At 40.1% G+C, this 19,841-nt stretch carries 24 protein-coding genes; 22 read left to right on the top strand and 2 right to left on the bottom strand.

All coding sequences use genetic code 11. The features are described 5' to 3' along the window. Positions 1 to 190 precede the first annotated feature (190 nt). The 15 genes from EDC56_RS05290 to EDC56_RS05235 all read left to right on the top strand — a co-directional run bounded on the left by EDC56_RS05290 (position 191) and on the right by EDC56_RS05235 (position 8,119). Complete coding sequence (locus tag EDC56_RS05290) at positions 191 to 595, top strand: hypothetical protein (protein WP_123711439.1); 405 nt, start codon at positions 191 to 193, stop codon at positions 593 to 595. A gap of 325 nt (positions 596 to 920) precedes the next feature. After that, entirely contained in the window at positions 921 to 1,325 is a 405-nt protein-coding gene (locus tag EDC56_RS05285) for a hypothetical protein (protein ID WP_123711438.1), read from the top strand. Between the two features lie 111 nt (positions 1,326 to 1,436). Further along, positions 1,437 to 1,706: a hypothetical protein gene (locus EDC56_RS19420; RefSeq protein ID WP_148059324.1), complete on the top strand. Its 270-nt coding sequence runs from the start codon at positions 1,437 to 1,439 to the stop codon at positions 1,704 to 1,706. Positions 1,707 to 1,770: 64 nt separating this feature from the next. Continuing rightward, the gene (locus EDC56_RS05280) at positions 1,771 to 2,115 is read left to right on the top strand and encodes a hypothetical protein (RefSeq protein WP_148059323.1); all 345 of its coding nucleotides are present in this window, start codon (positions 1,771 to 1,773) and stop codon (positions 2,113 to 2,115) included. A 403-nt stretch (positions 2,116 to 2,518) separates the two neighbouring features. Next, on the top strand, positions 2,519 to 2,899 hold the full coding sequence (locus EDC56_RS05275) for a hypothetical protein (RefSeq protein WP_123711436.1): 381 nt from the start codon (positions 2,519 to 2,521) through the stop codon (positions 2,897 to 2,899). Between the two features lie 49 nt (positions 2,900 to 2,948). Then, positions 2,949 to 3,275: a hypothetical protein gene (locus EDC56_RS05270; RefSeq protein WP_123711435.1), complete on the top strand. Its 327-nt coding sequence runs from the start codon at positions 2,949 to 2,951 to the stop codon at positions 3,273 to 3,275. Positions 3,276 to 3,546: 271 nt separating this feature from the next. Beyond that, positions 3,547 to 3,678 (top strand): hypothetical protein, encoded by a 132-nt coding sequence (locus EDC56_RS19930; RefSeq protein ID WP_281273334.1) that lies wholly within the window; start codon positions 3,547 to 3,549, stop codon positions 3,676 to 3,678. Continuing rightward, positions 3,662 to 4,141 (top strand): DUF6714 family protein, encoded by a 480-nt coding sequence (locus EDC56_RS05265; RefSeq protein ID WP_162844086.1) that lies wholly within the window; start codon positions 3,662 to 3,664, stop codon positions 4,139 to 4,141. Before EDC56_RS19930 ends, EDC56_RS05265 begins: the two co-directional genes overlap by 17 nt. Positions 4,142 to 4,233: 92 nt before the next feature. Then, positions 4,234 to 4,623 carry a VOC family protein gene (locus tag EDC56_RS05260; RefSeq protein ID WP_123711433.1) on the top strand — a complete coding sequence of 130 codons (390 nt, stop codon included), beginning with the start codon at positions 4,234 to 4,236 and terminating at the stop codon, positions 4,621 to 4,623. A gap of 70 nt (positions 4,624 to 4,693) precedes the next feature. Then, complete coding sequence (locus tag EDC56_RS05255; protein ID WP_123711432.1) at positions 4,694 to 5,131, top strand: GNAT family N-acetyltransferase; 438 nt, start codon at positions 4,694 to 4,696, stop codon at positions 5,129 to 5,131. Between the two features lie 91 nt (positions 5,132 to 5,222). Further along, on the top strand, positions 5,223 to 5,849 hold the full coding sequence (locus EDC56_RS05250; RefSeq protein ID WP_123711431.1) for an HAD-IA family hydrolase: 627 nt from the start codon (positions 5,223 to 5,225) through the stop codon (positions 5,847 to 5,849). A 101-nt stretch (positions 5,850 to 5,950) separates the two neighbouring features. After that, entirely contained in the window at positions 5,951 to 6,262 is a 312-nt protein-coding gene (locus EDC56_RS19415; RefSeq protein WP_148059322.1) for a Rossmann-fold NAD(P)-binding domain-containing protein, read from the top strand. A 24-nt stretch (positions 6,263 to 6,286) separates the two neighbouring features. Continuing rightward, a complete protein-coding gene (locus EDC56_RS05245) occupies positions 6,287 to 6,658 on the top strand; it encodes an SDR family NAD(P)-dependent oxidoreductase (protein ID WP_123711430.1) in 372 nt (123 codons plus the stop codon). Positions 6,659 to 6,802: 144 nt separating this feature from the next. Next, complete coding sequence (locus EDC56_RS05240) at positions 6,803 to 7,363, top strand: HD domain-containing protein (RefSeq protein ID WP_123711429.1); 561 nt, start codon at positions 6,803 to 6,805, stop codon at positions 7,361 to 7,363. Between the two features lie 135 nt (positions 7,364 to 7,498). After that, positions 7,499 to 8,119, top strand: a complete 621-nt coding sequence (locus tag EDC56_RS05235) for an HAD family hydrolase (protein WP_123711428.1) — start codon at positions 7,499 to 7,501, stop codon at positions 8,117 to 8,119. 207 nt (positions 8,120 to 8,326) lie between these two features. On the opposite strand, the gene ilvN is transcribed toward EDC56_RS05235, so the two are convergent. Both ilvN and ilvB read right to left on the bottom strand, forming a co-directional pair. Continuing rightward, positions 8,327 to 8,608, bottom strand: coding sequence for an acetolactate synthase small subunit (ilvN, locus tag EDC56_RS05230; protein WP_123711427.1), 282 nt, complete (start codon positions 8,606 to 8,608; stop codon positions 8,327 to 8,329). A 57-nt stretch (positions 8,609 to 8,665) separates the two neighbouring features. Next, positions 8,666 to 10,336, bottom strand: coding sequence for a biosynthetic-type acetolactate synthase large subunit (gene ilvB / locus EDC56_RS05225; protein ID WP_123711426.1), 1,671 nt, complete (start codon positions 10,334 to 10,336; stop codon positions 8,666 to 8,668). A 1,469-nt stretch (positions 10,337 to 11,805) separates the two neighbouring features. Between ilvB and EDC56_RS05220 the strand changes: the two genes are divergently transcribed. From EDC56_RS05220 to EDC56_RS05190, 7 genes are all read left to right on the top strand, one after another. After that, entirely contained in the window at positions 11,806 to 12,810 is a 1,005-nt protein-coding gene (locus EDC56_RS05220; RefSeq protein WP_211333563.1) for a hypothetical protein, read from the top strand. A gap of 69 nt (positions 12,811 to 12,879) precedes the next feature. Further along, entirely contained in the window at positions 12,880 to 14,208 is a 1,329-nt protein-coding gene (locus EDC56_RS05215) for an aminotransferase class III-fold pyridoxal phosphate-dependent enzyme (RefSeq protein ID WP_211333562.1), read from the top strand. Positions 14,209 to 14,223: 15 nt separating this feature from the next. Next, positions 14,224 to 15,147: a diiron oxygenase gene (locus tag EDC56_RS05210; protein ID WP_123711425.1), complete on the top strand. Its 924-nt coding sequence runs from the start codon at positions 14,224 to 14,226 to the stop codon at positions 15,145 to 15,147. 13 nt (positions 15,148 to 15,160) lie between these two features. Continuing rightward, positions 15,161 to 16,177: a phosphotransferase gene (locus EDC56_RS05205; protein WP_162844084.1), complete on the top strand. Its 1,017-nt coding sequence runs from the start codon at positions 15,161 to 15,163 to the stop codon at positions 16,175 to 16,177. 16 nt (positions 16,178 to 16,193) lie between these two features. Next, complete coding sequence (locus EDC56_RS05200; protein ID WP_123711423.1) at positions 16,194 to 16,925, top strand: SDR family oxidoreductase; 732 nt, start codon at positions 16,194 to 16,196, stop codon at positions 16,923 to 16,925. Continuing rightward, complete coding sequence (locus EDC56_RS05195) at positions 16,922 to 17,734, top strand: HAD family hydrolase (protein ID WP_162844083.1); 813 nt, start codon at positions 16,922 to 16,924, stop codon at positions 17,732 to 17,734. The genes EDC56_RS05200 and EDC56_RS05195 overlap by 4 nt, the downstream gene beginning before the upstream one ends. Then, positions 17,731 to 19,365 (top strand): AMP-binding protein, encoded by a 1,635-nt coding sequence (locus EDC56_RS05190; protein WP_123711421.1) that lies wholly within the window; start codon positions 17,731 to 17,733, stop codon positions 19,363 to 19,365. The genes EDC56_RS05195 and EDC56_RS05190 overlap by 4 nt, the downstream gene beginning before the upstream one ends. The last annotated feature ends 476 nt before the right edge of the window (positions 19,366 to 19,841 follow it).

Here is a 19,841-nt window from a genome sequence, read left to right as displayed (position 1 = left end):
GCGGTGTAGTTCTAATATACGCGCAAGTTGCGGTGTAATTCTGAGAGGCTTTTTATTGAGAGTAGATAAGCTTATGTTAATCATGTAGTTTATGGGCAACTAAAATAATTAACCCCAGAATTACACCGCAACTGTGATACACCGCAGGTTGCGGTGTAATACGCTGTTAGGGCTCACAAATCGAGAAAGCATGGACGTAGAATTCGAAGTATTACAAGGACCACTGGAAACTAAGCCCGAGATCACCCGCGTCGAGTATGATCTTCATGATTTGGTTATCCATATTGAGCCCGAATACGACGCAAAGCCGATCATTGTTACCTTCGACTCGTCAATCGGTTATCGAGTTCTTGACGAAGGCAACCTCCTAGAATTCTGGGACAAGTTTAATCTTAGTAATGGTTGGCTCTTCCAGATCGCATCTGGTGGCTGGTTCGATCTAGAGTCCAGAAGAAATGGGTTTGTATCTCAGCACCATTCTGATGTACAAGAATACTTAATCATTGGGGTAAACGAGTGCGTAAGTGTACTCGCAGGCGAACCACCCACCGTAGTTCTGCCCCGCCTTAACAAGACAAGCAACCCGACGCCGTAAGCGCGGGTTCTTTTGGCGTTATAGCGCCAAAAGCTCCACTCATTAATCATACTCACACCAGTCTCTCCTCCAACGCCCACTCCCCACCATAATCGTCGTAAATCCATACGGCTATCAGCCACTTGTAACTTTCCATACAGCCATAAGTACGGTACTGTATCTCTCAAATAATTAACAACACAGCTTAGCGGCAGTTAGCATGGACTTACTTCACAATTATCAAGAATGTACCAAGCCCAGCTATAACAAGGCCAATCAGCATTGCCAGCAAAGCTGGCTGGACTTCGCTACGCTCAGCCGCTGTTGGCAGCGTTAAGTATTCCAGATGAACAAAGAAATTGAACTAAAAATAATATCCCTCTTCGTTGAGAAGAGTAAAAGGTCTCGACTAACCGGATTTATTGAGTCTGGAAAACGGGATAAAGTTATAGAAGCCTTCAATAGTCCAAGTATATTTGATAGTAGCTATATCACAGAGTTTCATGCATCAGAAAGAACGACTGATAATTTGGCTAATTGCTATAAGAATCTAGGTATGAGTGGGCGTGTTTATGTGATGTCTGAGAACTCTGATTGGGATGGGCAGAAATTCCAGATGTCATACCTTCTAAATGAGTGTTTGGCTGCTTGTTCGGATACTTTCGGATATTGCTGGAAAACACAGACGGCTTTCTATGAATGGCATCACTCAGAAATCAGCTATTTTATGTCACGGCGGGACCATGCTTAACAAGGCCAGGTTACGGATAAAATTGTGCGTCATCCGCTTTGCTTGGAGCCGCAAAGCAACTGCCACCCAATTTCCCCGCAACTGGCGGCGTTAAATGTAAAGGAGATTAAAGTGAATTGCCTTGAATGTGGCTCTAAAGCTAAGAATAAAACCAAGAAAATTAAGAAGCCCGGAGGATTCTTTTCACCTTCATCAATTGTAGAGTTTTTAGCACTCATAATAGGTATGACAGCATTGTACTATGGGCCCGTTTCAGAACATAAAGCAATTCTTCTTGTAGTTGCTCTTGTGGTTGCTTTAATAGGTCATGAATTAAGACACGCAAAGGTGCCAGTACTATGGTGCAAGTCATGCAAAAAAGAATTCCCACTAAACATTTAACAAGCACAGGCAGTCGCGACGGCCGTACCGGCCGCCGCTGCTGTGGGCGTTATGTACTCCAGCCATGAATAGAGAAAGTTTGGTATCATTAAAATTTTGGTGCGGTGAAAGAGAGGGAATTATTAGCTTCTTTGTGGTTTCTCTGGCAGTGGCTTTGTTTTATGGCGCTGCCAATCTCAGCAAAGCGCAGAGATATGTTTCTGGCGTGGCTGAAGCGCACGTCTTAGATAGCAACCTTGCTGGCAACCAACCTAAATTAGCTGTCAAATTAGAAAGTGGCAGCTTAGCTTATTTAAATATACATTCAGTAGGCTCAATAAAGGTTGGCAGTGATGTCTGTCTTATTAAAAATTACACCTACCTTGGTACAATTAACTTTAAACTACGTTCTACAGGTAAATGTACATAACAAACCGCTCAAACATCGTTCCGGCCAAAAAAGACACGGCCTCCACTGGACTCGCTACGCGCTGCTTCGCTCGCCGTTTAGCGGGGCGTTATAGCGCCAAAAGCTTCACTCTCTAATAATACTCACACCAACCTCTATGCCAACGCCCACTACTCCCCGTAATCGTCGTAAATCATTACAGCTATCAGCCACTTGTAACTTTCCATCCAGCCAATTGTACGGTACTGTATCTCTCAAATAATTAACAACACAGCTTAGCGGCAGTTAGCATGGATTTACTTCACAATCATCAAGAATGTACCAAGCCCAGCTATAACAAGGCCAATCAGCATCGCCAGCAAAGCTGGCTGGACTTCGCTACGCTCAGCCGCTGTTGGCGGCGTTAAATACCTAGAGGATACGTATGAAAAGGATGATCATCGAAGGGCTCAAATGGATAAGCATATTGTATTTTTTTCTATGCCTACTATCACTCTCTCTTTACATTATTGCTGACTTGCCCAGCTTTGAAGAAGTCGGCCACTTGAAACATGGCTGTTACAAAACTGATGCACTTGTTCCTTATGTTGCATGCAAAGGGTATGAGCTAAATACGTTGGTTCGCTATAGTTTCAACTTATGGTATCAGCCGGTTTATGGTATTTTCTTTCTTCTGGCATTTCCTATCGGCACACTATATGGTCTTGCCGTCTGGGCACCAGGAATATACTTAGTTTGGTACTGGCTTCGAGGCCGGCATTTAACTAAACGTGTAATGAACGCCCTTCGGGCTGGACAACCATAAGCGTGGCTTCGCCACATGGTTGCCCATTCACTAGGCGTTATTGAGCTATATGAAAGCAGTCGCATATTTTTCTCTTGTCGCTTGGATATGTATTTCAGGTACTTACTTGGCGACCTTGCATGTGATGAACAAAATTCGTATTGAAGATTCTATGTACGCAGCCGTGGATAACATTCGTGAACTGACACCTATCATACAGCTGTTAAAGAAGAAGGAATTTGAAGAAGCGGAGCAACAGATTTCGTACTTGCTAGATCGAAATATTGGTAGGGCACAAACTTGTGACTATGCTGCTTGCAACCGAGAAACTCCCCCTAGGGTACTTGAAACTATTGACGAGGGTAGAGATGCGCTTTTGTCCGTTGGGCGTCCATAACAAACGCAGGCAAATCGACCTCCGCAAGCTGGGTCGTTTTTTGCAACTACCCGCAAAAATCAACCCAACGAGCTCCGGCGTTTGCTGCGGGCGTTATAGCGCTAAAAGCCCCACTCTCTAATCTTACTTATCAGAACTCGCTCCACGCCTACAAACCTGCCTAATCGTCGTAAACCCATTCAACTATCAGCCACTTGTAACTTTCCATACAGCCATTAGTACGGTACTGTAACCCTCAAATAATTAACAACACGGCTTAGCGGTAGTTAGCATGGACTTACTTCACAATCAGCAACAATGTGCCAAGCCCAGCTATAACAAGGCCAATCAGCATCGCCAGCAAAGCTGTCTGGACTTCGCTACGCTCAGCCGCTGTTGGCGGCGTTATGCCTACTATGAATAGAGATCAGCTAGTAAATAAGATAGAAGATGCATTTAGAAATGTAACTCTTTGCAATGGAGTAGGCATATATGAAGCTAATACAATAGATGATTACGCATCAGAAGAAGAACGATGCAAGCAGAGAAATAGAGATATTCGAGAAGATTGGAAGCTCATTTCTGATGATGTGATTGATCAACACTACTCTGTTTTATCATTTATGGATGAAGAAGGGTTGCGTTTTTGTATACCAGCTTATATGAGATTCTCAGTGAGGTACTTCGATTCCTATGCATCTGCTTCGATAGATTCAATTATCTATTGTTTAGCAAATCAACGAGAATGGGAGTTTTTATCAAGTAAACAAAAGAGAGTTATAGCGAAATTTTTAAGCTTTATGGTTCTTGAGGCAGATGATAATGTAGATTCATATCAAGCGTCCTTAGCCTATGAAAATATTTGGTCGCAATATGAAAAAAACTAAACATAACAAGCGCATGTTGTCGGAATGGTTTTCCGCTGCGCTCCAAACCACCCAAAAATGCGGGCGTTAGCCTTACCCAGGTTTAAAATTCTATGGATATTCAAAGATTTGGTATAATTCTGAATGTAGAGAACTTTAATGATTGTGTAGAGTTCTACAAAAATGTGTTTAATTTAAAACTTTTGTTTTCTGAAGAAGACGGCGATTTCAAGCTTACATGCTTAGAGTTTGGTGATGGGTATTTAATGATAGAAACAGACGGTTTTGCCTCCCTAGAGGGTAAATCTATCGAAATTTGCCCGAGTAAATTACGGTTCAACGTTTCAGATATCGAGTCGATCGTAGGCAATCTAAAGAAATATGGCATTGAATCCAATCTATTGATAAATCCATGGGGTAAAACTGTGAATTTCTTCGATCCAGATGGTAATAGGGTTGGAGTTAGGGATGAAGAAGGTTTTTTAAAGCAAATCCAAGGGTAACAAAGCATTCTATCAGACCCTATAAGTTCCACTTATACGGCTACTAAATACGGAGTTAGCATTAAATCTTATGTCATACATTATTTCTCAATCTTCAGAAAAAGAATGTAGGTTATTGGCCGAACTGCGCGTAGTTGCAATGCAGGAAAGCCTAGAAGCCCTTGGGCGGTTCGATCCCGTTCGTGCACGAGAACGATTTTTATCTGGTTTCGACGCCGCTACAACGTGGACGGTCAAAGTCGAACAAGAGCTAATTGGATTTTATACCTATGAACCAAAAATAGACCACATCTGGATTGGGCATTTATACATACATCCAAACTACCAAAGCACAGGCCTTGGTGGCAAATTACTTACTGAGCTTATGCTAAGAGCCAAGCAGGCTGGGTTTCCAATAAGGTTGGGCGCTCTAAAAGGAAGTAGGTCAAATGAGTTCTATATAAAGCATGGTTTCAAACTAACCCACGAAGAAGAGTGGGATAATTACTATGAGTACAAAAATTGCTAACAAAAGCAGGCAATTGGAGCGGTTTTAAGCTGCTTTCGCTTCGCTAAATCAACTTAAAACACGTCCGTATCTGCGGGCGTTAGGTGAAACCATGATCAAGTGCATCATATTCGACTGTGACGGGACATTGGTAAATAGTGAATATCTATGTAATTTGGCTTTGGAGATTAAGCTGAAAGAATATGGTGTTGAGTCTTCTGCTAATGAAATGATGCAGCGATTTCGAGGAGGTAAGTTAGCAAATATTCTAGAAACGCTTGAAAATGATCATCAAATAAAGCTTGGTGAAGATTTCGTTCCTTTATACAGATCATTAGTAGAAAATTTATTCGAGCAGAAGCTAAAGCCCTGTGAGGGCGTAAGTGAAATGCTGCAAGAGATAGCACTACCAAAATGCGTTGCCTCAAGTGGGCCAATAGAGAAAATCAATAAGGCTTTATCATTAACGGGTTTAACCGAACATTTCATTGGAAATATCTACAGTTCTTATATAGTTGGGTCTTGGAAGCCCGACCCTGGTATATTTCTCCATGCGGCTCGTGATATGGGTTTCCGTCCCGATGAGTGTGCGGTGGTAGAAGACAGCCCTTTAGGTATCACAGCCGCTCAATCGGCGGGCATGTATCCAGTGTTATATGATCCCATTGGCACTCATAAAACAATTGAAGGCGCACATAGAATAGAACATATGGAGCAGCTAAAAGATGCAATCACTTAACAAGGCTGGCCACAATCATTCCGCGCTTGCAGCGCTCCATTGGACTCAGCACTGCGGGCCTCGCCTGTGCCTGCGGCGTTAGTACTCGAAGAGAAGTTTATATGAAATTAGCAATAATAACTGGTGGATCTAAAGGGCTAGGTAAGGCGCTTGTTGAGCAATATGTTTTAACTGAAGACTGGCATGTTGTTGAGTTATCACGATCTGGAGTGTCTAAGTGTCATATTAATTGTGATCTGTCTGACGTGAAATCTATAACCTCACTTAGTAACTCGTTATTTCTTAAATTGGCTGGTAATGAGTGGGACGAAGTTGTATATATCAATAATGCCGGAGATTTGAAACCAATATCTTCAATTAGTAACCTAAATCCAGTTGAAATAGAAAGAAACATATCCATAAACCTAATTTAACCGTTCATACTATTATCTGCTTTTATGGAAAGTTTTAGGTGTTATGAGCGGCGTAAAACTATCGTGAATATTTCTTCTTGCGCTGCATTGAAAGGATATGCTGGTTGGTCATTATATTGTGCTTCAAAAGCCGCAAGTGAAAACTTTATTAATGCTGCCGCAGTTGAAGAAGAGTCCCAAGAGTTTCCATTTTTGGCTGTCAACTATGATCCGAATGTTATGGATACATCGATGCAAGGTGCAATACGAGATTCCGATGAGGCTCATTTCCCTGCAAAAGAACGCTTCATTGAATATAAAGAAAGCGGTAGTCTTCTTACTCCTGACCATGTTGCACTAGACTTGATGCAAAAGATCAGCATAGGCATGGTCAGTACTTCCCGTTATTCAGTTTAACCCTAACAGATTACTATTAAGGCACTTAAGTATAACAATAACGGTGAGTTATTTTTCGTTTCGCTACACATTATAACCCACAATTTTTGTCCGCCTAGTGCGGCATTAAATGTTTTGGTCCTCACAACTATTCAAGGTTTGGCTATGGATGAGCAATTAGAGTTTTTACGTGAGATAGATAAATTAAAGAATGTGATACGAAAGACTCCTCTAATTGATAATTATCGAAAGGAAAATTCAGCGGAGCATTCATGGCATTTGGCTATGTATGCTTTAATTCTATCTGATTCCTCGGATCAAGAAATAGATATTAATCGCGTCATTCGAATGCTTCTCATTCATGATATTGTAGAAATCGATGCTGGGGATCATCCAATACATGAATCCACAGAAAATGAAAATCAAGAAGCCTTGGAGATAGAAGCAGCAAATCGTATATTTGGAATTTTACCTGATAGCCAGGGCGGCGATTTAATTAAGCTTTGGCGAGAATTCGAGGAAGGTGTCAGTAACGATGCGGCATTTGCCAAATCCCTTGATCGAATGCAGCCTCTTATACATAACATAGAAACTGATGGGGGCACTTGGGCAGAGGCAAATGTTACTGAGAGTCAGGTGAATGATCGCTATGGGCCAACAATATCATCAGGATCAACCGGGCTTTGGGGTAAAGCTAAAGTCATGGTTAAAAATCACTTTGCGTAGAGTGCGCCAAGATTCAACATTAAAAAAATTTTAAGCTGCAGGAAAAAATGGTGCGTCATCCGCTTTGCAAAAACCGCAAAGCAGCTGCCACACCATTTCGCCGCAGCTAACGGCGTTAGCCGCGGGGAGGGTGCAATGATTGAGAATGTAGTATTTGATTTATCAGAGGTTCTTTTACCAGGAATTATTGGAGTCGAAGAACAACTAGGGCTTCGAACGGGTAAGTCTGAGGATGTGATCGCAAGGGCTATGGGCAGTTACCCTTACTACGAGAAAGATAATAATCTCGATAGGCTTCTCAAGGGAGAGTTATCCTATGAGTCGTATCGAGCAGAATTTCTATGTGAAATAGGTTTGTCTAGAGAGGTTGCATCGGTTTTCGATCAAGAATGTACAAAAATGTTTGATTCCCCATATCCATACACTGAAAGAATGATCAAAAATACGGCTAAATCTTGTAATCTATTCCTTCTGTCAGATCACTGTGAAACTTGGGTGGAATACATAAGAAATAAGCATAATTTCTTTGATTACTTTCAAGGTCTCGTTTGGTCCTATGAAATAGCAGCTACGAAAAAGAGCACTGAGCCATTTGAAGCCATAATTAACAAGTATCAGCTAAATCCTGCATTGTCCCTTTTCGTAGATGATAATGAAATTAATATCGATAATGCTAAGTATCATGGTTTTAAAACTGTTCACTTTACAGGTGAGGAGTCTATTAATGAGGTGTATCGTGCAATTAAAAGTGGCTAACAAGTTACTAGCCGGACTCGTCAACTTGTCACTTGTTTTGCATAAAGCTGCAAAACAAGCGCCAGTTTAACTCACCGATGAGCAGGGCGTTATAGCGTTAAAAGCTCCACTCTCTAATTATATTTACACCAGCCTCTCTCCCAGCGTAAACCACTCCCCGTAATCGTCGTGAATTCTTACTGCTACCAGCCACATGTAACTTTCCATCTAGCTATTAAAGAAACACTCGAGCTTCTCAAATACTTCATGAGGAGCTGCATGCTGCGTTATTTCCTGCACATCTATCAGTTTGTTAGTCTGTAGTATTACTTGATCCAGACGTTTGTCCTCGTCGACAAGTAGCCAGATTTTACTGAATTTACTGTCAGACATTGGCATACATAGAATACCTTCCATATTGTAGGCCCGGCGGGCAAACAGGCCGCATACATGTGACATAGTACCAGGGTGGTTCCTTACCTTTAGCTCTAAAACAGCACGTTTACTCATAATGTTGTCCCTTTATTTTAAGTTGTTAGATTTACTTGATTGTACGTCTGCATGCGCTTAGCAAGATTTCTGATCAATTAAATCTTTGTTGGCCGCCCCTGGGGGAACCATAGGAAATACCATTTCATTTGCATCAATAGGTACGTTTATTAGCACCACACCGGGTGTGTTTAAGGCCTGCTTTAAGGTGGCATGTGGATCGGTGGCGTCGGCAAGATCGAAGCCGCTGGCACCCATAGCTTTTGCTACGGCCGCGTAGTCGACGGCATTTAGATTATTGACGGCGCTGAGATTTCCTTTGAAAAATAAGGTTTGCTGTTGGCGTACTAATCCGAGGCTGCGGTTGTTGAGTAATACAATTTTCAAATTCAGGTTGTGCTCGACGGCTGTGTCCAGCTCCTGGATATTGATCAAAATGCTGCCATCGCCGCTAAACAATAAAGCCATGCGTCCTGGATCAGCTAGTGCCGAACCAATCGCTGCTGGTAAGCCATAACCCATAGTGCCTAAGCCTCCCGAGCTGCTCCACTGACGCGGACGGCTGAAAGGGTAGACTTGTGCAGTCCACATTTGATGCTGACCAACATCGGTATGCACATTGGTGTTTTCTCCTACTAACTCTGCTACTTTTTGCAATAGACAATATGGATTAGAAAGCCGGCCGTGCTCTGGGGTGATGATGGCGTGTTTCGCTTTTAAGTCTTGAATTCGTGAATGCCACTCTATGCGGTTGCATGGGGGCATCGTTTGCAGTAGTTTGCTCAGGGCTGCACCAATATCAGCATTAACAGCCAAGGTAGGGGTTTTAAGTTTGCCAATTTCGCTTTTGTCTATATCGATGTGAATAACGCTGGCCTTCGGGCAGAATTCACTTATTTTACCAGTGGCACGGTCATCGAATCTAACTCCGGCACCGATTAACAAATCACACTCTTCCAAGGCAATGCTGGTGGCTTTAGTGCCATGCATGCCTAACATACCTAGATTTAGCGGATGACTATGGGGAAATACGCTCAAGCCTAAAAAGGTGGTGACAGCGGGAATATCTATTTGCTCGGCCAGCTGCACTAACTGCTCGCTGGCAGCGGCATTAATGACCCCAGCACCGACCATCAACATCGGCCGTTGTGCAGATTCGATCATTAGTTTTATCTGTTCCATCTCGGTAGTGGAGGGTTGTGCTAAAGGTGCAGCAACACCCGGTTCAGGCCACTGCTCAATGTCAATCATCTGGTTTTGTATATCTTTTGGGATATCGATTGCTACTGGGCCTGGGCGCCCGGACAAGGCGATTCTGAATGCCTCTGGAATTACCTCTAACAACTCTTCGATAGAGCGCACTAAGTAGTTGTGTTTAGTGACTGGCAGCATCAGGCCGAAAGTGTCAATTTCCTGAAAGGCATCAGTGCCAAGCATCGCCGAGGAAACTTGACCGGTAATAGCAACTACCGGAATAGAATCCAGCTTGGCATCGGCTATAGCGGTGATCAGGTTTGTGGCGGCTGGCCCTGAGCTGGCAAAGCAAACGGCAGCCTTGGCGGTGGCTCTGGCAATTCCTTGAGCAATAAAACCTGCCGACTGCTCGTGTCTTACTAATACGTGTTTTATATCGCTGTCCAGCAGTGCGTCATACATAGGCAAATTGGCGCCGCCTGGCATGCCTGCTATTTGTGTTATTCCCTGCCTTTCTAACAACTTGATGATTAATTGTGCACCACTGATTTTCATAACTGACTATCCTTATAGGTTATTTGGAGCAAAAAAAACCCCCTTTGGCTTTCGCCGAAGGGGGTTGCTATCTGTTAACCCGCTACGACGAAACGTTAACCACGACTAAGACTACGACAGAGACGAAGTATAGTAATTGAGTGGTTAAATCCTGAGTAGCGAGTTTCATTGTATGTTTGAGTTTCAGTAATTTTTTAATTGCCAAGAAATTAACAAACAATAAGCAATGGGTCAACAACTAAGATTAAATTTATCCTACTCAATGGGCGTTATATCTTGCTTTGGTTGTTTGATTAGGGCTAAGCGAGGCAGTTAAATGTATAGATGTTAGATAATAGTTGTCATGTTCTGTCTGCAATGTTTGTTAAAGGTAGCCGTATTGGCGAAATTTCCCATAGTATTAAAAATATACTTATCAATCCTTGAGTCGTTCGTTGGATAGTCAAGAGATTGATATGAGCTGGAATCTCAATAATCACCCCATGGTAAATATTGTTCAAGCACTGAATTACTAACACTGATTGTTATTTTATTTATTGCTGATGATGAAGCAATAAGATTCTATAAACGCTCTTATATTCATCTCCAGTAAAAGCCATCTTGAGGTACTTTCTAAGAAATAAAAATAAATAAAAACAAAAAAGTTGCTAGTTTTGTATAAATGCGAGGAATCATTAGACGTTATGCGTCATGAGTTACGGATAGTTAACTAACGCTGTAAAAGTTTAGTGATAAATTAATTAGGCCGACAAGGGGAGCTATTTATGCGTTCGGTTTCGGCATTTATCATCATTATCGCAGTACAGAAAAACGAATTTATTCGGCAAAATAATAACAATGTCTAAGCTAATCCCTTGGTTCGATCTTTTTAATGGTGCTGTAAGATAAGATAAATGCGACATCGAAATGAGCATAGTGCTCGCATACTTCAACTAATGAAATAATAATATAAGAGGAAATATCTTGGATGAGACTTTTGATAATAAGTGCAATGATAGCGGTAACACCTCTAACAAACGAAGGTGGTTGCAGAGAAGGAAGCAATCTTATGGATAGGAACCTAAAAAAAATCAGCAGGTAAAAATATAGTAAAATTCAGCAACAATTCGTGGATGATTACCGAAGATGTAAATACAGATGCTTGTGCTAACCCACACAGTATCACAGCCACAAGGGCGTTTTCTCTCCGTTTAATTGAGTGGGTTTTGTATTCATCTCGATGGTCGTTTGTTTAACAATCGTTGCAGGTACCTTGGTTTCAATGTATCGATTTTGCTGTAGGCCGAGGTGATGGAAACTCTTCTGTCACAAAGTTGAAAAGCTAATGAGATAAATTAGAAGTGTTATAGATGGTTGTCTGTATTAAGTTACAGTTAGTTATCTTATGATGTATCTGGATCAACAATTATTTTGCCAGGACATCTTTAACAAATTTTTTAACAATTATTTACGATTATAAGGATATTGGTATGTCACCCATATGTGAATTGACACCAGACTATATATTGTCCAAAGAAGAACATTTGCAGCTAAGAGAAGCTTTATCTACGGTGCTAGCAAATCCATATAGGCAGTATGAATCATTTTGTTATCAGATAATTGAGCTGTTGCGAAATGATAAAATTCCTCAGAATCTTATAAAGTCATTAACAGAATGCTCTCTTAAAAATAAAAAAGAAGATCCGTTTATTTTCGTTCGAAATCTTCCAATTGATGAAAATGTCCCTGTTTTTGATAATGAAAACCCAGTGATTTCGAAGTACGAGCTGAAAAAAACATTTGTTGGTGAAGGTTGCCTATATTTGATTGGTCACTTACTTAACCAAGTTCCCATTGGCTACATCAATGTCAATGGTGGTGATGTATTTCAAGATATTTATCCACAACAAAAGCTCAAGGATACGCAATCTCAAAAGGCATTAGGTCCGATATATTTCCATAAAGATTTAGCCAATCACTTCGTTCGACCAGACTATGTAAATATGATTTCGATGCGTTCGAATAACGAGAATGAGATTTTTACTACATTCGTAAAAAACATAGACGTACTTTCTTCATTCAGCGAAGAAGAAATAGAAGGTTTTGAAAAGCCTAACTTTTATACCCCTTTTGACGATTTAACGACAAAAGCAGGTAGCTATAATGTTGGTGAAGCTGATCATCACCCAATCATTAGTGATGGTTATGACATCCGTTACTTTGAAAATCGTACTGTAGGTCTGGATGACAAATCTAATCAGCTCGTTGAGAAAATGAAATCACGACTCCATGAAATGAAAAAAAGAGTTCAAATGATTGATGGTGATTTTATTGGGGTTGCCAACAATTTTTCTGTGCACGGTAAAGAAGTTGGCAATCTTACTCAGCCAGATCTTGCGTGGAATCGATGGACAATGAAGACAGTAAATGTCACATCCATTGAACCACACCGTAAAAATATGCTTTCTGGAAGTAACTACGTGGTTCAAGGGTAGTTGAGTATCTGGTCTGCAATAAAACTGCAGGCCACTTAACCCCCCCCTATAATCATTATGAGTATGATAATGTCAGATTCAATTTTAACTAACGATAAAAAGTTTGTTTTCAGATCATGGACAGAACAAAACAAAGCAAACCCAATGATAATAGCTGGTGGTAATGGCGCGTATTTTTGGGATGATAAAGGCAATAAATATCTAGATTTTTCAAGCCAACGAATCAACCTTAACTTGGGGCACCAACACCCAAAAATGATCGAGGCTATGAAGACTCAATTAGATTCTCTGACAACTTGCGCTCAAATATTTTCAACCGAGCCAAGAACTAATGCAGCTAAGCTGATCGCAGATAGAACGCCAGGTGATTTAAATAAAGTCTTTTTTACCAACGCAGGATCTGATGCGGTAGAACATGCTGTCAGGATAGCAAAGATATCGACGGGCCGAAGCAAAGTGCTGACTATGCATAAGAGTTACCATGGTGCAACGGCGGGATCACTCAGTTTAACTGGCGATCAGAGAAGGTGGTTTTCTGAACCAGGAATACCAGGCGTAGTTAGATTTTTTGGTCCTCATTTATACCGTAGTGCTTTTCATTCAAAAAATGAACAAGAAGAATGCGAAAGAGCAATAGAGCACTTAGAAGAAATAATTAAATATGAAAATCCAAAGCATATTGCTGCCATTTTAATTGAGTCTATTGTTGGTTCAAACGGTGTTTTGGTTCCCCCTTCTGGCTATTTACAAAAAATTCGTGATATTTGTGATAAGCATGGGATTGTAATGATATGCGACGAAGTTATGTCTGGGTTTGGCAGAACTGGATATTGGTTTGCCGTGGATTTCTGGGATGTATGTCCTGATATTATCACATTTGCAAAAGGGGTTAACTCTGGCTATGTACCACTTGGTGGTGTCGCTATTTCCGAAAAAATAGCTGGCCATTTTGATGATGAGTATTTCCCCGGTGGCGGAACTTATTATGGTCACCCTTTAGCATGTTCAACAGCAGTCGCTTCAATAAACATTTTCGAAAGTGATAACTTACTTTCTAAAGTAAGGTTAGATGGCGAAGAAGTTGTGTATCCAAAATTACAAGACATAAAAAACAATCATCAATGTGTCGGTGAGATTAGGGGTTTGGGCCTATTTTGGGTTTTGGAGCTAGTAAAAAATAGAGAAACAAAAGAGCCTGTCGTTGCTTATGGGCTGAAGAAAAGTGCCAGCTGTCCTATCAGTGAGTTTACAAAAGAATGTATGAGGAAGGGGGTGTCAGTACTTACGTCAGGGAATTATTTGTTTATATGTCCGCCGCTAATAATAGAGCGTCATGACTTGTTAAAAGGCTTAGATATTATAGATAAAGTACTTTTTGGTATCGATTTCACTAAATAATGGGTGTATAAATAAATGCAAAATGCATCAAAAGTAAATCTTCACTTTTCTGATTGGAAAAATAAATCGATAGTGAGAAGTGGTCGGTTTAAAGAATCACCAGATGAATTGTTCGATGAAAATTTAACTGATTATCCAGATAATCTACTTCCTTTTATAGGTCATCCTGCCTATGAAGCTTTAGATGACAGAATAAAATCTAGAATTGGATCATTTGCATGGATTGCATGGAATAAACGCGTTGTTGATACAGAGGAGCTTATTATAGGCCCTGCACTAGCCTGTCTAATTGCCAACAAAACCGACATAACGTTGAAGGGTATCCCTAAAATGGCGATTCGTCAGGCTATTGTCGATGAATACTTTCATTCACATATGCATGATATAGCGGTGGGTATAACCATTGAAAATCGCTCTCTATCTCAAGAAGATGTAGAGCAATTGGATAAACCCGCTTTGTTATATAGGCGCTATCAAGAAGTCGCTAGTGATCTCCCTGAGCAATGGCAAAAAGACATAGCATTGTTAGTTTGGTGTGTGATAGGGGAGCTTAGTATTTATGAGTTCTTAACGTTTGTCTCAAAAGATGAAACTGTTCAACCCGCGAGTCGTTCATTAGTGGGTTTGCATGAAAGAGATGAAGCTGTACACGCCAGCCTAATACAAGCGGTGATGGAGGATAATTACCAATATTTATCTGAAGAGCAGAAATCCTGTTTTGAAGCTTGCTTGCCTTACGGTCTCAGTGCCTTTTCCGCTGTTGATTGGGTTATATGGCAGGATGTTCTTCGAATTTCAGGCGTTAAAGATTCAGAGCAAATAATAAAAGACGTCATTAATGACAGCTCTATTTCAAATACAATCCCATTAAATCGAAGCTTCGTACGAATTAAACGTTTTTGTGAAAATGTCGGAATTAGTACTGAAGATATATTCTAGCTTGGAAATAATTATGATTAATATCGAAGAAAAAGAAGGCATTACATTAGGTTCATTTAATTCAGCTTTAGATAAAGGCATCCCTGGTATTAAAAGAGATGACATAAAAGAAGTGTCAGTACAGCACGGAGGGTTATTTAATTCAATACTTAAAGTAGAGACTTTTAAGGAAACTTTCTATTATAAACAATACCTAAATGATGTAGAGAACTTAACTTACAATCTTCCAGATATTGATGCCTCAGAAAGGGCAGAGCTAGCAATTAAGGTGCAATTAATTTCTGGTCAATGCAACTACAATGAACCACATAACCCGGTTCCAGAGATAGTTTATGTTGACCATGAGAGTAATGCTTTTCTCATGGAGGAGGCGAATACATCGCAGCCGCTGATTGAGGTTTTAGAGCAAGGGGGCTTATCCGACGTCCAATTAACTAAAGTTTCGTCTTTTTTGGCTTACTTTCATAAAACTACTTATAACATTTACAGCGATGAGGAATCGCTTAGTAATGTTGAGTTTCGAGATTTTAAATTGTCACTGCAATATGACGACATTGCAGAGTTGCTAACAGAAAAAGAAGCTTCTGTAGTATTAAAATGTAAAGAAAAGCATCAAAAAACGCAACAATGTGTGCTTCATGGTGATATAAACTCCAGGAACATTCTAGTTGGAAAAAAAGGTGTGTCTGTCATTGATTTTGAACAATCGCATTTGGGGTCGCCATCTTATGATGTTGCTTATATCCTAAGCGAAATCTTTATATCTTTTTATGTCCATAATAAAAATTCTCTTAAAGAAAAAATAGATCTGTTTGTAAGCACCTATGCCAGTATATTTAAGGACGTTAATCAGATGTCTTACGAAAAAGATATTGCCGTCCATTTAGCTATTCAAATTATCTATAGATTTCTCGGCCCAAGTGCTCATCATTGGACCTATTATGTGTCTGATAAAGATAAAGAAGAGCTTCTGAATATTTCAAAAGAAACTCTATTGTCCGGTTCTTTTGTTTTCGAAACTTCTAACTAAGGTGATTATTAACACTATGAGAACAGCAATTATAACAGGGGTTTCTACAGGAATAGGTCGTTCGCTAGCCGTAAATTTTGTCGCTCAAGGTTATCGTGTTTTTGGGGTTTCTCGGAATGAAGACATTTTGGCGCAACTAAAAAGCAAGCTTGGTAAGAGGTTTGAGTATTTAGCCGTAGATTTAGTAGAAGAAGGCAGTGTTGATAATGTATTTTTTACCGCAAAAAAAGTATTTAATTGCGAGCCAGACCTAATTATAGCTAATGCGGGCAGAGGAATTAAAGGCTCAGTATCGACGGTTAATATGCAGGAGTTTGAAGAAGTAATGGATCTTAATTACTTGTCCACTATAAAGCTTCTTCAAAAGTCAGCAAATGTATTGAAGAATATAAATAGTGACTCAAAAGATATCGTTGTTATCGGTTCGGTAGCAGGATCTAATATTTCCCCTTTTAGCTCTGCTTATGGCACCAGCAAAATTGCAATTCATTGGGCGGCTGAGGCGTTAAGACGTGAGTTGGCACCCGAAGGTATTAGGGTTTCTTTGATTATTCCTGGCGTTGTTAAATCCAATTTCCAAGAAAATGCGGGTTATGATGATAATTTAATTGATTCCTTCGAGAATGATTTTGGGCCTTTAATTTCTCCCGATGAGCTAGCAGAAACGATAAGCACTATTATCAGCCTTCCCAGTCATATCAACATTAGTGAAATGACTATTAGGCCGACTAAGCAGGCATACCCGTGAATAAAGACGCACATTCAACAATTGATACTGTGATATTCGATCTAGATGAAACGCTTGTTGTTGAATCAAAAGCAACAGACGCGGCCATACATTCTACTCACTTAGCCATTAAAGCTAGTCTAGCTATTAACGCTGATAAGCTCGGTGAAGAATTGAAATTGATAGCTGATGAGATGTTACGAAGTTCACCGTTCAGAGAATATTGTGATGGTATTGGGATTAGCGCATTGGAACTAATGTGGGTTGATGATGCTTGGAATGATAACACTGATTTCTATTCTTGGGCTTGTGGTTTTAAATATTCCGTATGGGGAGAATTATTAAAAAAATACAATGATTTCTCGGATGAGCGGGTTGAATATGTGTCTGGAGTTTATTTGGCGCAGAGAAATAAAGAAATTATAGCTTTTGATGAAGTTATTAGCACTCTATCAACTTTACATGGGAAGATAAAAATAGGGTTGCTGACTAATGGGTTAAGTGAGTTGCAAAGTAAAAAGATATCAGCATCAAAATTAGGAAGGTATTTCGACCAAGTATTAATTTCATCTGATTTTGGTAAAGGAAAGCCAAGCCCAGAGCCTTATTTAAAGTTATTGAGCTCATTAAATTCATCCCCTAAAAGAACTATTATGATTGGTGATAATGTAGTTAAAGATGTTAATGCGTCAATCAATGTGGGGTGTCATTCGTTACTAATCAATCGAGAAGTAGAAGAGAGTTATATAACTACACCATTGATAACTGGCGTTATTAACAGTACAGATCAGCTGGTTGAACTCCTATATAAAGAGGGGCATATAGTATGACCGAGCAATTACCACCTCCGTTAACTCCTGTTACTTTTCTAGAAAGGTGTGGTCGTTTTTATGGAGAGCGGACAGCTGTTAATTTTAATGGGAACCTTATCTCTTTCGAAAAGATGTTGGCGCGCTGTAAGTCGGCGGCGCAGTTTTTAATAGATAAAGGCGTTGAGGATGGAACAAAAATTTCACTAATATCTACCAATAATATTGCTGTAATTGAATCGCATTTTTTTGTTCCTGCGTCGCAGGCGGTATTAGTAACAATAAACCCAACTCTCTCAATCTCAGAAATACTTTATCAAGTCGTTTTTTCTAAATCTAGGTTCGTTATTACCACTGATAAATTTTATAGGCTTTATCAAGAGGAATTGAATGAATTGCGGGAGGGTAACGATATAACATTTGTTATATACAGTGATTCCGATGATCATCAGGAGGAAAATGAACAGCTATTTAATTACAGTACAATGATCAACTGGGTAAGCAATATTGCCTCACTTGATGGGTTAATCAATAGTGAGCTATCACCTATCGGCATTAATTTTACCTCCGGCACAACGGGTAATCCAAAAGCAGTAGTTTTTACTCATAGAGCAGCGTATTTGCAGGCTATGGGGCAGTGCCTATTGATGAAGCTCGATCGCCACTCAATATATTATTGTATGCTCCCCTTGTTTCATGGAAATGGATGGTTCCATATATGGGCAAATATAGCGGTTGGTGCTAAGCAAATATTATTTACAAAAATCAGCTCATCTTCCCTTGTCGATGATTTAATAAAGCACAGCGTTACGCATTGTGCAGGGTCACCAAGGCTTCTTTCTAAACTATTTGAAGGTACCCCTGGAAATCAACTAAAGGGCATGACAGTAATGACAGGAGGAGCAGCCCCCACGTCAGAACTCATTGAAAACATGGAATATCATGGCATTGAACTCATTCAACAATATGGGCTCAATGAATCCTGCGCAACTTTTACTGTGACAGAAAAAGATGATAATTGGCAAAGTTATGATCTGAATGAAAAAGTCCATGCCTTATCAAAGCAAGGTATACCAGCAATACACGCAGGTTACGGCTTAAGAGTGGTCAATGATGAAGGAAAAGATGTAGAAAGAGACGCTGAAAGTGTTGGGGAAATATGGTTAAGAGGAAACACGATATCAGAAGGCTATTACGGTAATGAAAAAGAAACATCGAAATCTTATCTTGGGGGATGGTTTAGAACAGGGGATCTGGCTGTCATGGATAAGAGTGGATCGATCGTACTAAAAGATCGAATTAAAGACACTTTCTTTATTGAAACTGCGGATGGCTGGCTCAATGTATCGACGCTTGAAGTTGAACGAGTTATTTCGCAATGCGATTGCGTTAATGATATAGCGGTAGTCGGCCTCGTCGATCCGTCATCAGGCTCAAATATACTCGTTGCCTTTGTTGAAACAGATAGCACTACCTCGTATCAAAGTGAAATAAGAGAGTTTTGCAAAAGTAACTTAGGTGAATATCAAGTACCGACACTTATTGTAAAAACATTACTTCCAAAAACAGCGACAGGAAAAATACAGAAGCATAGGTTGAAGGTGTTAAATGTCGAAGAGTATATGGCGTCTCAAGTGTTTGAAAGTTTCTGATTTAACAGCCGTATCATATCAGCCGGTTTTACTGAGGAAAATTATTGCGCGGCAAACAAATCGTCAAAGTTGGTAGGATATTTGGCGATATTTTTTCGGCTGTTGATCTACCGATTAGTCATTAGAAAATTGATTTTTCCATACGCGACTGGTCATAGGGCTAGTGGTTGAATTAGTTGGCTCATCAATTATCTATGGATGTTGCTTTAGTGAGTTTACATTTATCTGGGTACACCTGAGCAAGAAACGTTCTTTTGTAATTATAGGCTATAGAGGTAGGTGGGTAGCTAGAGACTTACTAACTAAATACTTAAAAATGGCCATTGGATTATCGGGTGGCGAATGATATCTAGAAACACTATCAAGCATGGAGGGTTCGATAACCTCGTATCAAGGCTTTGGTTTCAAGCGGCTTCAGAAACTTTATGCCATGGTGGTCATTATTCTCACGAAAAACAATGATAAAAAATTTAAGA

This window comes from Sinobacterium caligoides (assembly GCF_003752585.1).
In the GTDB taxonomy this organism is placed as follows: Bacteria; Pseudomonadota; Gammaproteobacteria; order Pseudomonadales; family Sinobacteriaceae; genus Sinobacterium; species Sinobacterium caligoides.
The sequence above is the reverse complement of the archived record's forward strand: the minus strand, read 5'-3'. Positions and strand labels throughout refer to the sequence as shown.